Here is a 13792-nt window from a genome sequence, read left to right on the forward strand (position 1 = left end):
CGGAAGCCTCGCCGGCTCGTTCTTCAAGCTAAGTCACCAATTCGAATGGCTTGATACGCCGCAACAGCATGATTGCGCTGAGCGAGATGCCGAATACGGCCAGGGCCGTGGCGGGAATCGACCACCACGACGAGCCTGCGGCCCCCATCCCTTCAAGTGCCGAATCGACCTCGTTCAAAACGAAGATGTGCAGGCAGTAGACGCCCAAGGTGCAGGCGGACAGCTTTTTCAATGGACCGGCATACTCCCCCGCCTTCGTCCCCAGGCCGTACAAGACGTTGAAAGCGCATACGGCCGAAGCCATTACGAATGGCGACAGGTAATCATAGAACAAGGTATCGGGCACGCCCGAGCGCGCCGTCAAGGCATAGGTTGCCAGCATGGTCAGCGTGCTGAAGACGATGAACAGCAGCAGGCTGGCGCACCAATAGCGGCGCTTTTCCGTTTGACACATGTAGGCCTCATGCACGTAGGCCCCCAGGAACAGATAACCGGCCAGCCCAAAAAAGGTGTCCAGGCCGTATACCTGGAGCAGGCCGGTATCGATGCCCATGGCGCTACCCAGCGTGGGCCAGGTCGAGGCCACCGCCCAAAGCGCCAGGTACGCTATTTTTTCGGACGGCTGCGCTGCATTCCAAATGGCCCGCAAAAAAGGCACGAACAAGTAGATGCCCACAATCGCATACAGATACCACAGGTGAAAGACGACGGGCCCGTACGCCAGAGTCCGAAGCCAATCGTACCAGGGGCCGTACTGTTCGCCCCGCAGCGTATTCCAGGCCATATAGAACAGGGACCAGAACAGCAAGGGAGGCAGGATGCGCGCAAAACGCTTCGACAGAAAAGCCGGCAGGGATTCCTGCTTACCCAGCAGCAATACTCCAGTAATCATAAGAAACAAAGGCACGCAGCTGCGAGCGAGTGAATCATAGAAATTGCTAGCCCACCACTGGTCGTCGAAGGTGGCGAAACGAACCGCCGCCACGTGCAGGATCACCACCATGAAGCAGGCGCCCACCCGCGCGGTATCCATTGCTGTGCTGAAACGGGCCTTTGCCGCGGACATGCTTGCTGCCTCCTGAACACTTATCACTCATCCAGTAGTAACACGAAGCCCGCCGCGACATGCGAGCGGGTATTTCAAGCAATTGCCGCAAGTAAGCCGGGACGGCTCTGCCAGGCCGTCAGTCCCAGGCCAATGCGTGGAATGTTCATGTGTAAAGAGTTCCAATATTAGGTTGAAGGAAAATCGATAGAAATCAAAAAAAAGAAATTCAGTTGGGCTGCGCAAGCACGCAAGGCTTCAACTGCCGGACGGACTCGCCATCCAGCCGGCCGGCCAGCGCCGTCAGGGCCAGCGCGCCCAGCACCACGATGGCGCCTATCCATGGTGTAGCCATCAAGCCCCAGTGCGCGACGATGATGCCGCCCGCCCAAGCGCCCAAAGCGATGCCCACGTTGAAGGCCGTGATATTCAGTCCCGAAGCCACATCGACCGCCCGGGGCGCATGACGCTGGGCTTGTTGCACGACATAAACTTGAAGGCCCGGCACATTGCCGAAAGCGACCGCGCCCCAGGCCAGCACGGTAATAAGAGCCAGCCACGCATGGCCGGCGGTAAAAGTGAAAGCAAACAGCACCAGGGCCAGCAAGCCGAACACGATTTTCAGGGCGGGAATCGCGCCTTTGCGATCGGCCAGTTTCCCGCCCCAGATATTCCCGAATGCCACCGACACGCCATATACCAGCATCACCAGGCTGACGCTGGCGGCCGAGAAGCCCGATACCTCCTGCAGAATGGGCGCCAGATAGGTGAAGGCGACAAAGCTTCCGCCATAGCCCAGTGTCGTGATGGCGTAGACCAGCAAAAGCCTGGGCTTCTTCAATACCGCCAGTTGGGTCGTCAACGGGGCCGCCGGGCTAGTCGAAATCGTGTTCGGCACAAGCAGCAAGCTGCCGGCGAAGGCAATGACGCCCAGGCCCCCAACCGCCAGGAAGGTCGCCTGCCAACCTAGCGTCTGGCCAATGAAAGTGCCCAGCGGCACGCCCGTCACCAGCGCCACGGTCAGTCCGGTAAACATCAGGGCGATGGCGCTGGCGGCCTTGTCCTTGCTGACCAGGCCGGTCGCAATGGTGGAGCCCACGGAAAAGAACACCCCGTGCGCCAGGCCGGTAAGGACGCGCGCGCCCATCAGCGCAACATAACCGGGCGCCATCCAGGCTACCAGGTTCCCCACGGTGAACAAGGCCATCAAGCCCAATAGCAGTTGCTTGCGCGGTACACGGCCGGTCAGCGCCGTCAGCACCGGCGCGCCGACCGCCACGCCTAAGGCGTAAACGCTGACCAGCAAGCCGGCGGAGGGCACGGACACTTCCAGGCTGGCGGCAATGGTGGGAATGAGGCCGACGATGACGAACTCCGTCGTCCCGATGGCAAAGGCGCTAAGGGTCAGGGCCCATAAAGCGAGCGGCATGTTTTTCTCCGATATGCGTGTGAATGCCAGGCAGTGTGAGGCCTGAGGGCGTAAAGAAAAACCGGCGCCGCTACAATATACTTTTGACTCGGAGTCAACAATGCTGGACACCGACTCGCTGATTGCATTTGTCGCGGTAAACGATACGGGGTCCTTCACCGCCGCCGCGCAACGCCTGGACTTGACGCCATCCGGTATAAGCCGAACCATTTCGCGCCTGGAAAAGAAACTGGGCATGGCGCTGATAACACGCACCACGCGCCGCCTGGACCTGACCGAGGAAGGCCAATGGCTGCTGGTCCGCGCGCGCAGCGTGCTGGCCGACCTGGAGGACACCGAGCAGCAATTGGCCGCCCGCCTGTCACAGCCTTCGGGGCTGGTGCGCGTCAACGCCGCCACGCCGGTGCTGGATCATCTGCTTGCGCCGCTGGTGGCCGAACTGCTGGACAACTATCCCCTGCTGCGCCTGGAGCTGATCAGCGGCGAGACCTTCGTTGACCTCATCGAAGAACGCGCCGACCTGGCCATCCGCATCGGCTCCCTGGCGGACTCCACGCTCAACGCCCGGCGGCTTGGAGCCAATCCCTTGCGTTTGCTGGCTTCGCCCGAATACCTTGAGCGCCACGGCGCACCTATGGACATCGCCGATCTATCAAGGCATCGCCTGGTGGGCTTTACCGAACCCGCATCGCTGAATATCTGGCCCCTGCCCCATGGCGGTTGCGATGGACTGCCCATACAGCCGGCCATCGCGGCGTCCAGCGGCGAAACCTTGCGGCACCTGGTACTGGCCCATGCCGGCATTGCCTGCCTGGGCGATTTCCTTACGCGCGGCGACGTGGCCGCCGGCCGGCTGGTTCCGGTGCTGGAATCGGTAACGCTGCCTTGGAAGCAGCCCGTATGGGCGGTGTTCTATAAACAGGGAACGCTGGCGCCGCGCGTGGCGGCGCTGGTGGACCTGCTGGCCTTGCGGCTAAGCGAAGGAGTGTTGGAAAAGTAGGGAGTGGCGCCGGCGGCATAGCGCGGCCGGATGTTCATCAAACCAAAGGATAAAAGCACGCCACCTTGCGTTCGGCCGAGGTCTGCCGCAATTCCGGCACCTGGGCGCTGCAATTGGCCTGGGCATGGGCGCAGCGCGGGTGGTAGGTGCAGCCGGTGGGCAGGTCGGTGGGCGCGGGTATCTCGCCGGTGATCTTGGCCAGCCTGATCCGCGCCGCCGGATCGGGCACCGGCGAAGAATCGCGCAGCACGCGGCTGTATGGGTGTTGGGGCGCATCCAGCACTTCGCCGGTCTTGCCGCGCTCGACAATGCGCCCCAAGTACATGACGCAGACCTCATCGCAAAAATGCCGCACCACGCCCAGGTCGTGCGAGACGAACACAAAGGACAGCTTGCGCTCGGCCTTGAGCCTTTCCAGCAGTTGGAGAATCTGGGCCTGCACCGATACGTCCAAAGCGGAAACCGGCTCATCGGCGACGATAAGTTCGGGATTCAGAACCAGCGCCCGGGCGATGCCTATGCGTTGGCGCTGCCCGCCCGAAAACTCGAAGGGGTAACGATCCAGCGCGGTTTGCGGCAGGCCGACCTCGTCCAGCGCTCGCGTTATCGTGGCGTGTATCTGTTCCGCCGAACCCAGCTTATGCACCCGCAAAGGCTCGGAAAGCGTCTGGCGCACGGTCAGCCTGGGATTCAGCGAAGCAAAGGGATCTTGAAAAACGATCTGTATCCGCTTGCGCAGCGCACGCAGCTGAGCCGACGAAGCATTACGCAACTCCGTCCCGTCAAACACGATGGAGCCCTCGTCGGGCTCGACCAGCCTTAGCAGGGTGCGCGCAACCGTGGACTTGCCGCAACCCGACTCGCCCACCAGGCCCAGGGACTGCCCCCGTTCAACGGTGAAGGAGACGTCGTTGACTGCGCGGACGATCTGTTTCGGGCCGCCCAGCAGTCCTCCGCCGCTTTCAAAGCGCTTGACCAGGTTCTTGACTTCCAGGAGCGTGCTCATACGTTCTCTCCGTGTTGACGTGCGCGGACAAAGCAGCGCACGTCCTGCCGCCGGCCGGTCAGTGATACCAAAGGCGGGTGCTCCTGTTCGCAGCGGGCTTCGCGCAAGGGGCAGCGGGCCGCGAAGGTGCAGCCCTTGGGCATGTCGGTAATGGCCGGGACGCTGCCCGCTATGGGTTCCAGGGAGGCCACGTCATCATCCACGCGGGGCATGGCCTTCAGCAAGGCCTCGGTATAGGGGTGGGCCGGCTGCTTGAACAAGGCGTCCGCATCGGCCTGCTCCACGATCTCGCCGCCGTACATCACGACCACCCGGTCGGCGATTTGCGCCACGACGCCCAGGTTATGGGTAATGAACACCACCGACATGCCATAGGCTGTCTTCAAATCGTCCAGCAGCGTCAATATCTGCGCCTGTATGGTCACGTCCAGGGCGGTGGTCGGCTCGTCGGCCAGCAAGACCTTGGGCCGGCAGGCCAGGGCCATGGCGATCATGACGCGCTGGCGCATCCCGCCCGAGAACTGGTGGGGATAATCCTTGAAGCGCTTGGCGGCGGCCGGTATCTTGACCTCTTCCAGCACGTCCAGCGCCACTTTGCGGGCCTCGGCCCAACCTATCTTGCGGTGCTGTCGCACGGCCTCGGCTATCTGGTCCCCGATAGTCATCGTCGGGTTCAGCGACGTCATCGGCTCCTGGAATATCATCGCGATGTCGTTGCCGCGCACGCTGGCCATCTGGCGCTCAGACAAGGACGTCAGGTCGCGCCCTTCCAGCGCCACATGGCCCCCGCCATGCCGGGCGCCCGTCGCCGGCATCAGCCGCAATATGGACAACGCCGTGACGCTCTTGCCGCTGCCCGACTCGCCAACGATGGCCAGCGTTTCATTTTTTTCGACCTTGAACGACACGCCGCGCACCGCCGCGTGCCACTTTCCGCCTACGCGGAACTCGGTGACCAGGTCCCGAAGTTCAAGGGTGGGAGATGCTGTCGTCATAATCACTCCGAGCGCAGCTTGGGGTCGATGGCGTCGCGCAACGCATCACCCAATAGATTCAGGGCAAGGACGGTCAGCAGGATAGCCAGGCTGGGGAACACGGTAAGCCACCACGCGTCCAGAATGTTCTCGAAGCCTTCCCGTATCATGCTGCCCCAGGTCGCCGTCGGCGGCGGAACGCCAAGGCCGATGAAGCTCAGCGAGGCCTCGGTGCGGATGGCGGAAGCCATCCACAGGGACCCCAGCACCACGACGTCCGAAATCATGTTCGGCACGATGTGCACGCCCATCAGGCGCAAGGGGCCATAGCCCAGGGCGCGCCCCGCTTCGATGAAGTCGCGCTGCTTCAAGGCGATGGTCGGCGCCCTTGCGACGCGCACGAAAGGCGCGATTTCGGTGATGGCAATGGCGATGATCAGGTTTTCCAGGCTGGCGCCCAGCATGGCGGCGATCATCAAGCCCAGCACCAGGGTGGGAAAAGACAACAGCACATCGACCAGGCCCATCACCAGGCGATCGAACAAGCCGCCCAGGTAACCGGCCAGCACGCCCAGCGCCGAGCCTATGGTCATGGCGATCAGGATGGCCACGAAGCCCACCAGCAGCGACACGCGCGAGCCATAGATGATGCGCGACAGCACGTCGCGGCCATAGCTGTCGGTGCCCAGCCAGAACTGGGCCGACGGCGGCTCCAGGCGATAGATGATGTTTTGCTTGAGCGGATCGTAAGGCGCCAGCCAGGGAGCCAGGAAGGCGGCCAGGACAATCAGCAGCAACAGTGCAAGCCCGATCCACGACAGGCGGTTGCGACGCAGGGCGGCCCACAGCGCATGGCTGTGCGTAGCCGCCGCAACAGGTACGGTAGCAGTAGAACTCATTGGTATTTCACCCTAGGATCGACCAGGCCGTAGACCAGGTCAGTCAACAGGTTGACGAGAATCACACAAGTGGCGAAGACGATCATCAGGCCTTGCAACAAGGAATAGTCACGGACGTTCAAAGCCCCCAGGATGAGCTTGCCCAGTCCGGGCCGGTTGAACACGATTTCCGTCAGCACCGAGTTGCCGATCAGCGTGCCGAAGTACAGGCCGATGATGGTGACGATGGGTATCAGGGCGTTGCGCAAGCCATGGCGCAGGATGAGGCGCATGGGGCGTATCCCCTTGGCCCGCGCCGTGCGTATGTAGTCTTCGCCCATCACGCCCAGCATCGACGAGCGCGTGACCCGCATCACGTAGGCCATCATGATCAGGCCCAGGTTGAAGGCGGGCAGCGCCAGATTGCGCAATTCATCGATCCAGCTGCCGGTATGGGTGGCGCTGATCACCGGAAACCAGTTCATCTGTATGGCGAATACCAGCAGCATCAGGATCGCCGACACGAAGGCGGGGAAAGACAAGCCCGTCAGGGAAACCAGGCGTCCCAGGTAGTCCGGCCATGCATTGCGGCGCAAGGACGCCCACACGCCCAGCGGCAAACCGAAAAGACAGCCTATGACGATGGCCGCGGCGGTAAGCTGCAAGGTCCAGGGCAGCACCGCGGCGACCTCTTGCAGCACGGGCCGCCCGGTGGACATGGCGACGCCCAGGTTGCCCGACAGGACATCGCCCAAAAAGGACAGATACTGCTGGTGTACCGGCAGGTCCAGGCCTAGCTGCGTGCGCAGGGCCTGCAAGGCCTCGGCGCTGGCCTGGTCTCCCAGCATGACCGCCGCCGGGTCTCCCGGCACCAACCGAACGAGCACGAACACCGCGGTCAGCATGGCCAGCAAGGTGGGGATGGCGAGCAGCAGTCGCTTGATCGCAAACTTGATCATGGTGTGTTGTCCTTGACAGGAGACGGCTCCATCAGGCGGCGCGCCGACAAGTGACTGATGGGCAGGCTGGTCTTGCCCTGCACGATCAGGTCCGCCACGGCGGCGCCGACGATGGGAACCAGTTGAAACCCATGCCCCGAGAAGCCAAAGGCATGAAAAACGCCGGGCGCATTGGGCGATGCGTCCACAATGGGCAGCATGTCGGAGGTCTTGGCCTCCAGTCCCGCCCAGACGCGCACGATGCGCAGGTCCCGGACCGAAGGGAACAAATCCGTGGCGGCGCGCGCGCCCGCCGCCAGCACCCGCATGCGCGCCGTCGAGGTTTCCTTGTCCAGGTCGGGCACGCCCTGCAGCCCTCCCCCGATGACCAGAGTGCCCTGATCCGCCTGCTTGAACGACAGCGATCGGCCCACGATGGATACCACGGGCTTGATGAAGGGGTTGATCCGCTCGCTGACCATCATCATCGACGATTTCGTCGCCAGTGGAATGACGTCGCCCACCATGGCGGCGATGCGCCCGGACCACGCGCCGGCCGCATTCACGACGAAGGGCACGGTCCAATTGCCCCGGCTGGTGCGCAAGGTCCAATCGCCGCCCTGCCTTTCAATGGCCTCGACCCCGCATTGTTCCACCAGGGTCGCGCCGGCGGCCAGAGCGCTGGTCCGGAAGGCCCGCAAAGTGCGGTGCGGATCCGCGGCCCCGTCGCGCTTGGCGATGGATGCCCCCAGGCAATGCGGACTCAAGGCAGGCAGCCAGCGGCGCAGTTCCTCGGGGCCGATCAGCTCCTCATGCCGGTAGCCGTCGCGCTCCAGAGCCTGGACGTGGGCCTGCACCCGCGTCAGCGCGGCGGCATCCTCGGCCACCCATATCTGCCCATTGGCGTGAAACCCGCAGTCATCCCCCACCAGGCCCGGCATGTCGTGCCACATTTCCATGGCTTGCAGCGACAGGTCCAGCTCGCCGCGATCCCGGTTGAGCGTGCGTACGCCCGCCGCCGTCGCCCCCGAGGCATGACGGCCCGACCAATGGCGTTCCAGAATCAGCACCTTCTTGCCGGATCGGCCCAGATGCATCGCGGTCGACAGGCCGTGCAGGCCGCCCCCAATGACGGCAACATCGTAGTTCTGGCGTGTCATGCTTGCGGCGCCTTATCGTCCAACGAAGCCAGTTCGCCCAGCGTAAGGGGTTTGAGCGGCGGCCGTATCCGGTAGAAGCCTACATCCGACACGGGACGCTGCTGCGCCTCGGACAGAATATTGGCGATGGTATAGCCGCATTGGCGCCCCTGGCAGGGTCCCATTCCGGCGCGCGTGAACGACTTGATCTGATTGGGGCCGGGCTGGCCCAGCTTGGCGCAAGCCCGTATATCGCCCGCCGTCAGCTCTTCGCAGCGGCAGACTATGGTGTCGTCGGAAGGAGAAGCCGTATTCGCGCGCGGCGGGTACATGGCGTCGAGCAGCGGGCGCAGGGCCAGCTCGCGAGCGAGCTGATCCCGTATCGGGGATGCCAGTTTGCTTGCCTGGGCGTCATCCATTTTGCCCATATGCCTGGCAACGCCCAAGCCGGCAAGCTGGCCGCGCAGGCAGGCGGCCCGCGCACCGGCAATGCCGGCGCCATCGCCGGCGATGAAAACGCCCGGCTGGCTGGACTGCCCCCACTCGTCCGTTTCCGGCGAGAAACAGCGCTGGGCCGGCAGCCAGGCCAGCTTGCATTCAAGAGCCCGGGTCATGTGTATGGACGGTACGATGCCTTCATGCACCAGCAGCAAGGCGGCGGGAACGCGTTGCTCGGCGCCGCCTTCCGTTTTAAACGCCAATTGCGACAGTCTGCCCTCGCCTTCGGCGCGAATATCCGTAACACCGCGATGGATGGGAACGCCCGCCCTGCGCAAGGCCTGCATCCAGCGGTAGCCCTTGCGCAACTCGCGCCAGTTGCCCAGCGCGCCAAGGAAATGCGGCAGGCCGCGCCGCCAGTTCCGCGGCGGCGCCGTATCCAGCCACCCGGCCACTCGCCCACCGGCCTGCAGCAACTGCTTGATGTAAACCAGCACCAGCGGGCCGCTGCCCGCTATCCATACCGGCTGCTCAGGCACCTGCTTGGAGGTCTTGAGCAGGATCTGCGCCGCGCCCACCGTCATCACGCCGGGCAGCGTCCAGCCCGAAAAAGGCGCCGGACGCTCTTGCGCCCCAGTGGCAAGCAGTATGTTGTCGGCCTGCACCACAGTGGCTTGCTGGCCATGCGTCATATAGACGTGCCAGCCGCTTTCTATTTGCCACACCTGAGTGCTGGGCCGATAGTCGGCGCCGCAGGCGCGAAAGGCGCGCACGACGGCGGCGCCGGCCTGGTAGTCCTCGCCAAGGATATCGCCCGTGGCGCTGGCGGCCGTCCGCTCCACGGCGCGCCATATCTGGCCGCCGGGGGTGGGCTGGTCGTCGGCCACCAGCACGCTCAGGTTTTGCCGGCGCGCCTCGATGGCGGCATGCATGCCCGCCGGGCCGGCGCCGACGATGATCAGGTCGTATCGTTCAGTCATGCCACGCTCCGTTTTCCATGTTGACGCTCTATCCTCATCCCCTCATGCACAGGCAGCATGCAGGTCTGCGTCGAGGCGACGCCGTCCACGACGGCCAGGCACTCGAAGCAGACGCCCATCATGCAATACGGCGCGCGGGGCTGGCCTTGCACAGGCGTCGTGCGGGTCACGGGCGATGCCTGGCGCAACATGACGCCGGCGGCGGTTTCCCCGGCCCGCGCGGTGACGGCTACGCCGTCGATATAAATCGTGAGCGCCGCCGCGCTTGAATCATCCAATTGTCGAAACATTAAACCGCCTATGATGAAAAACGTTGAACTCGTCGCCGAGCGCTGAATCGAACACCGCATCAGCAACGGGACCGGCATGAAACGAAGCCAAAGTGACGCCCGAATGGCACAGGGCGATCCAGGCGCCGGGATGCGAGCTTGATTGCGCGTAGACCGGGCATCCGTCGGGCGTCATGATGCGCAGGCAGGCCCACTGGCGCACCAATCGCGCCTTGGCCAGATCCGGAAATAGACGCAGGGCGCGGCGGCTCATCCGGACGGCGGCATCGGTCGTGGTGTGCACGTCGTAACCTGTCTCTTCGTGCGTCACGCCTATCATGACGGTGCCTTCGCCGGTCTGGCGTACCCCGCTGGCCGGAAGAGGCAGCATCGGTGCCAGCCGCTCCGTGACCAGTATCTGGCCGCGCTGCGGACGCAAGGAGGCATCCAGCCCAACCATGCGGCCCAACTCGCTTGAACCCAGGCCGGCCGCGATCACGACCTGAGCCCCTTCATAACGAATGCCATTCGCATGCACCGCAAAGCCCCCTCCTTGCAAGGGATCGATGGCCGTCGCGGGCGCGGCGCTGACCAGCCTGGCTCCCCGGACCGCAAGGGCTTTATGCAGGGCGGCAAGCAGCTTCAGCGGGTTGACGTGGCCGTCGGCTTCGCCGAAGCTCGCGCCGCTCACTTGATCTCCCAGCCGCACGCCCGGCAGCAAAGCCTGCAACTGGCCGCGATCCAGCATGCGCGTACAGGCGTGCTCTTCGGGGACTTGCGCATTCCAGGACGCCAGGCGCTCCCGGCGATCGTTCCATTCCTTCTCGCCCACGCAAAACGACAGGCCGCCACGATTCTCGTAGTCCAGGGCCATGCCGGTTTCCTGCGCCAACTGGCTGTTGAAGGACGGCCACATCCTGGCGGCGCGGCGCGATATGCGTTGGTAGTCCGGCACGCCATACCCTTTACCCTGCACCCACACCAGGCCGAAATTGGCCTTGGCCGCGCGAAAATCGCTATCGGCTCCGTCCAATACCAGCACCTTGCGGCCCCGCCCGGCCAAACCGTAGGCAATCGCCGACCCGACCATGCCGGCGCCGATTACGATTACGTCATAAGATTCCATCGTTCTCACTTCTTATTCATTACGGGATTGATGCATGAAGAAATCGCTGAACCTTCGCCAGATCGAAGCCTTCAAGGCGGTTATCGAACATGGTTCGGTCAACCGCGCCGCCGACGCCTTGTTCGTATCCCAGCCCGCGGTGAGCAAGCTGCTGCTCAAGCTCGAACAAGACTCGGGGCTCGCGCTGTTCGAACGGGTCAAAGGCAGGCTGGCCCCCACGCAACACGGCATGCGGCTGTACGAGGAAGTCGACCGCATCTTCGTCGGGCTGCGCCAGCTTGAAGAGGCCGTCGATTCCATTCGCCGCGACGAGCAGCGCCAGCTGCATATCGGCGTCATGCCGGCCTTGTCGGGCTCCTTCGTCCGGCGAGTCACCATGGAATTCATCAAGAAGCATCCCGACGTCCACATCACCATCGAAACGCGCGGATCCCAATTCCTGGCGGAATGGCTGGTATCCCGGCAGATCGACGTGGTCCTGGCCGGCAGCCTCATCGACAACCCCTACATCGACCGCGAGCCCTTGACTTCGTCCCCTCTGGTTTGCGCCCTTCCGCTGGACCACCCCCTGACGCGCAAGCGGGTGATCCGAGCCACCGACCTGGACAACGAACCCTTCGTGACCTTCGCCCCCAACAGCCAAACGGACCAGCTCACGCGCCAGGCCTTCCTGTCCACCGGAGCGCGCCTGCGCACTGTGCTCGAAACCGTCACCGCGCCCACCGTTTGCGAATTCGTGGCGGCGGGCCTGGGGGTGTCGCTCATCCACCCCCTTTTCGCGGAAGGCGCACGCGGCCGGCTGGCCCTGCGGCGATTCGATCCGGAAATCGAATTCACCTTCCAGCTTTGCTGGGTAGACGCCACCCGCAATGCCAGCCTGGTCGAGGCCTTCATGCAGGATGCGCGGCGCGTGTCGCAACAGATTTCCGACGAATTGCTTCATGGCATATAGCCCGGCGCCTTACTTGGCGCTCAGCGTCGTGGCCTCGGTGATCGGAGGGGCCAGGTTCAGCGCGCCCTTCAATTCATAGCCGTAGTTCACGCGTTTGCTATGCACCCATACCTGCTTCAAGCCGAACAAGGGAATGCCGCAGACATCGGCGTGGATCTTCTGCTGGGCGTCCTTCCAAAGGGCCAATTGCTTCGCATCGTCGGGTTCGATCCTGGCGGCGCGTATGCTCTCGTCCGCCACCGAGCAGTGCGAAAAATTGGACATGGCCGTCGGTGACCCGATAGCCGATGCCGAGTCGAAGAACTCGGACAGATAGGCATCGGCATTGGGGAAGCGGGCCGCGCCATAGAAAACGATGGCGCTTTGATCCTTGCGGCTGCGTGCTTGATAAGTGGCATGGTCAACCACTTCCATATCCAGCTTGATGCCGGCCTGCGCCAACTGCGCCTGAACGATTTCCATGATCGGCTGCTGGGCCGATATATTGGACACGATCGACTTGAGCGTGATGCCGTTCGGATGCCCCGCCTCGGCCAACAGCTTCTTCGCCTTGGCGACGTCGTGCTTATATGCCCCCGCGCTGCAGTCATGCCCCAGATAGCCATTGGGCACCACGGAGCAGCCTTTATCGGCCACGTCGGCGCCGACATACTTGATAATCTGGTCCACGCTGACCGCCGCCGCCACGGCCTGGCGAACCTTGAGGTCATCCAGCGGCTTGATATTGCGGTTCAGGTGCAGGATGCGGAATTCGGCCGGCTCGAAAATGTCTACGTTGTAGCCGCGCTTGCGGGCGCTTTCCACCCAACGCTGTTCGCGCTTGCCCTGGATGATATCGATCTCGCCGGAGGTAAAGGCCAGGTCGCGGGCGCTATCCGAAGGAATCATGCGATACATCAGGCCCGCCGCCTTGGGCTTGCCGCGAAAATAGGCGTCGTTCGCGTTCAGCTTCACATACTGCTGTGTGACATGCTCGGCAAAGGCGAAGGGGCCGGTGCCTATGGGGCTGGCGCCGAACTTGTTGCCTTTTTCCTCAGCGGCCTTCTTGCTGACGATGTTGCCGCCGTGATAGTTGGAGACGCGCCCAAGAAAGCCCGAGTCGGGATACTTGAGCGTAACGCGAACGGTGAGAGGGTCCACCGCCTCGATTTTCTCGACGCCCCTGAAGGTCGACGCAAAGCTCGAACGCTTGGGATCGGCCGCGCGCTGCAACGAATACACCACGTCGTCAGCCGTCAGCTCGCCGTAGTTGCCATGGAACTTCACGCCTTTGCGCAAATGGAAGGTCCATACCTTGCTGCCTTCGTTTTCCCAGCTCTCGGCCAGATCGGGTTCCAGCGCCTTGGGATCGGCGCTGCCGGGGGGAAATCGCACCAATCCATTGAACATCTGGCTGACCACGCCCTTGTCATGGGTGGACGTGGCGCGATGGGGGTCGAAAGTCGCGTTATCCGCCGCTCCCGACGTCACCCGGATGACAGGGCGTTCGGCACTCTGGGCGTGCGCGGACATCAGCGGGGCGGCACAGAAGCCGAATGCGGCCAGTGTCAGCGCGGGCAACATCTTCATTTTCATTGTCGATCTCCTCATGGTGTTTGATAGTCATGCAAGCGGCATC

At 63.3% G+C, this 13792-nt stretch carries 13 protein-coding genes; 2 read left to right on the forward strand and 11 right to left on the reverse strand.

From position 1 onward, the window contains the following. Positions 1-28: 28 nt before the first annotated feature. Complete coding sequence (locus tag V0R37_RS15910) at positions 29-1066, reverse strand: acyltransferase (RefSeq protein ID WP_420375435.1); 1038 nt, start codon at positions 1064-1066, stop codon at positions 29-31. 208 nt (positions 1067-1274) lie between these two features. Further along, the gene (locus V0R37_RS15915) at positions 1275-2474 is read right to left on the reverse strand and encodes an MFS transporter (RefSeq protein ID WP_420375436.1); all 1200 of its coding nucleotides are present in this window, start codon (positions 2472-2474) and stop codon (positions 1275-1277) included. Positions 2475-2574: 100 nt separating this feature from the next. Here V0R37_RS15915 and V0R37_RS15920 point away from each other — a divergent pair, with 100 nt between their 5' ends. Beyond that, positions 2575-3474 carry a LysR substrate-binding domain-containing protein gene (locus V0R37_RS15920; protein ID WP_420375437.1) on the forward strand — a complete coding sequence of 300 codons (900 nt, stop codon included), beginning with the start codon at positions 2575-2577 and terminating at the stop codon, positions 3472-3474. Positions 3475-3511: 37 nt separating this feature from the next. Here the strand turns inward: V0R37_RS15920 and V0R37_RS15925 are convergent, their stop codons facing one another. Genes V0R37_RS15925 through V0R37_RS15960 form a run of 8 tightly spaced genes read right to left on the reverse strand, consistent with a single transcriptional unit; the run spans position 3512 to position 11222 of the window. After that, entirely contained in the window at positions 3512-4480 is a 969-nt protein-coding gene (locus V0R37_RS15925; protein ID WP_420375438.1) for an ABC transporter ATP-binding protein, read from the reverse strand. Further along, complete coding sequence (locus V0R37_RS15930) at positions 4477-5475, reverse strand: ABC transporter ATP-binding protein (RefSeq protein ID WP_420375439.1); 999 nt, start codon at positions 5473-5475, stop codon at positions 4477-4479. The genes V0R37_RS15925 and V0R37_RS15930 overlap by 4 nt, the downstream gene beginning before the upstream one ends. 2 nt (positions 5476-5477) lie before the next feature. Then, entirely contained in the window at positions 5478-6353 is an 876-nt protein-coding gene (locus V0R37_RS15935) for an ABC transporter permease (RefSeq protein ID WP_420375440.1), read from the reverse strand. Beyond that, positions 6350-7291 (reverse strand): ABC transporter permease, encoded by a 942-nt coding sequence (locus V0R37_RS15940; protein WP_420375441.1) that lies wholly within the window; start codon positions 7289-7291, stop codon positions 6350-6352. Before V0R37_RS15940 ends, V0R37_RS15935 begins: the two co-directional genes overlap by 4 nt. Further along, positions 7288-8430: an NAD(P)/FAD-dependent oxidoreductase gene (locus V0R37_RS15945; protein ID WP_420375442.1), complete on the reverse strand. Its 1143-nt coding sequence runs from the start codon at positions 8428-8430 to the stop codon at positions 7288-7290. The genes V0R37_RS15940 and V0R37_RS15945 overlap by 4 nt, the downstream gene beginning before the upstream one ends. Then, positions 8427-9827, reverse strand: a complete 1401-nt coding sequence (locus tag V0R37_RS15950; RefSeq protein WP_420375443.1) for an FAD-dependent oxidoreductase — start codon at positions 9825-9827, stop codon at positions 8427-8429. The genes V0R37_RS15945 and V0R37_RS15950 overlap by 4 nt, the downstream gene beginning before the upstream one ends. Beyond that, a complete protein-coding gene (locus V0R37_RS15955) occupies positions 9824-10117 on the reverse strand; it encodes a (2Fe-2S)-binding protein (protein WP_420375444.1) in 294 nt (97 codons plus the stop codon). Before V0R37_RS15955 ends, V0R37_RS15950 begins: the two co-directional genes overlap by 4 nt. Continuing rightward, on the reverse strand, positions 10098-11222 hold the full coding sequence (locus V0R37_RS15960) for an NAD(P)/FAD-dependent oxidoreductase (protein WP_420375445.1): 1125 nt from the start codon (positions 11220-11222) through the stop codon (positions 10098-10100). The genes V0R37_RS15955 and V0R37_RS15960 overlap by 20 nt, the downstream gene beginning before the upstream one ends. A gap of 34 nt (positions 11223-11256) precedes the next feature. Here V0R37_RS15960 and V0R37_RS15965 point away from each other — a divergent pair, with 34 nt between their 5' ends. Continuing rightward, positions 11257-12174, forward strand: coding sequence for a LysR substrate-binding domain-containing protein (locus tag V0R37_RS15965; protein WP_420375446.1), 918 nt, complete (start codon positions 11257-11259; stop codon positions 12172-12174). 9 nt (positions 12175-12183) lie between these two features. Here the strand turns inward: V0R37_RS15965 and V0R37_RS15970 are convergent, their stop codons facing one another. Beyond that, positions 12184-13749 carry an ABC transporter substrate-binding protein gene (locus V0R37_RS15970; RefSeq protein ID WP_420375447.1) on the reverse strand — a complete coding sequence of 522 codons (1566 nt, stop codon included), beginning with the start codon at positions 13747-13749 and terminating at the stop codon, positions 12184-12186. Between the last annotated feature and the right edge of the window lie 43 nt (positions 13750-13792).

The organism is Pollutimonas rozaliensis (assembly GCF_048751585.1).
Classification (GTDB): Bacteria; Pseudomonadota; Gammaproteobacteria; order Burkholderiales; family Burkholderiaceae_B.

Excerpts from the sequence above, each read along its gene's own strand:
- V0R37_RS15930 (WP_420375439.1), bottom strand. The coding sequence starts at position 5,475 with ATGACGACAGCATCTCCCACCCTTGAACTTCGGGACCTGGTCACCGAG.
- V0R37_RS15945 (WP_420375442.1), bottom strand. The coding sequence starts at position 8,430 with ATGACACGCCAGAACTACGATGTTGCCGTCATTGGGGGCGGCCTGCAC.
- V0R37_RS15950 (WP_420375443.1), bottom strand. The coding sequence starts at position 9,827 with ATGACTGAACGATACGACCTGATCATCGTCGGCGCCGGCCCGGCGGGC.
- V0R37_RS15940 (WP_420375441.1), bottom strand. The coding sequence starts at position 7,291 with ATGATCAAGTTTGCGATCAAGCGACTGCTGCTCGCCATCCCCACCTTG.
- V0R37_RS15960 (WP_420375445.1), bottom strand. The coding sequence starts at position 11,222 with ATGGAATCTTATGACGTAATCGTAATCGGCGCCGGCATGGTCGGGTCG.
- V0R37_RS15920 (WP_420375437.1), top strand. The coding sequence starts at position 2,575 with ATGCTGGACACCGACTCGCTGATTGCATTTGTCGCGGTAAACGATACG.
- V0R37_RS15935 (WP_420375440.1), bottom strand. The coding sequence starts at position 6,353 with ATGAGTTCTACTGCTACCGTACCTGTTGCGGCGGCTACGCACAGCCAT.
- V0R37_RS15915 (WP_420375436.1), bottom strand. The coding sequence starts at position 2,474 with ATGCCGCTCGCTTTATGGGCCCTGACCCTTAGCGCCTTTGCCATCGGG.
- V0R37_RS15955 (WP_420375444.1), bottom strand. The coding sequence starts at position 10,117 with ATGTTTCGACAATTGGATGATTCAAGCGCGGCGGCGCTCACGATTTAT.
- V0R37_RS15965 (WP_420375446.1), top strand. The coding sequence starts at position 11,257 with ATGAAGAAATCGCTGAACCTTCGCCAGATCGAAGCCTTCAAGGCGGTT.
- V0R37_RS15925 (WP_420375438.1), bottom strand. The coding sequence starts at position 4,480 with ATGAGCACGCTCCTGGAAGTCAAGAACCTGGTCAAGCGCTTTGAAAGC.
- V0R37_RS15970 (WP_420375447.1), bottom strand. The coding sequence starts at position 13,749 with ATGAAAATGAAGATGTTGCCCGCGCTGACACTGGCCGCATTCGGCTTC.
- V0R37_RS15910 (WP_420375435.1), bottom strand. The coding sequence starts at position 1,066 with ATGTCCGCGGCAAAGGCCCGTTTCAGCACAGCAATGGATACCGCGCGG.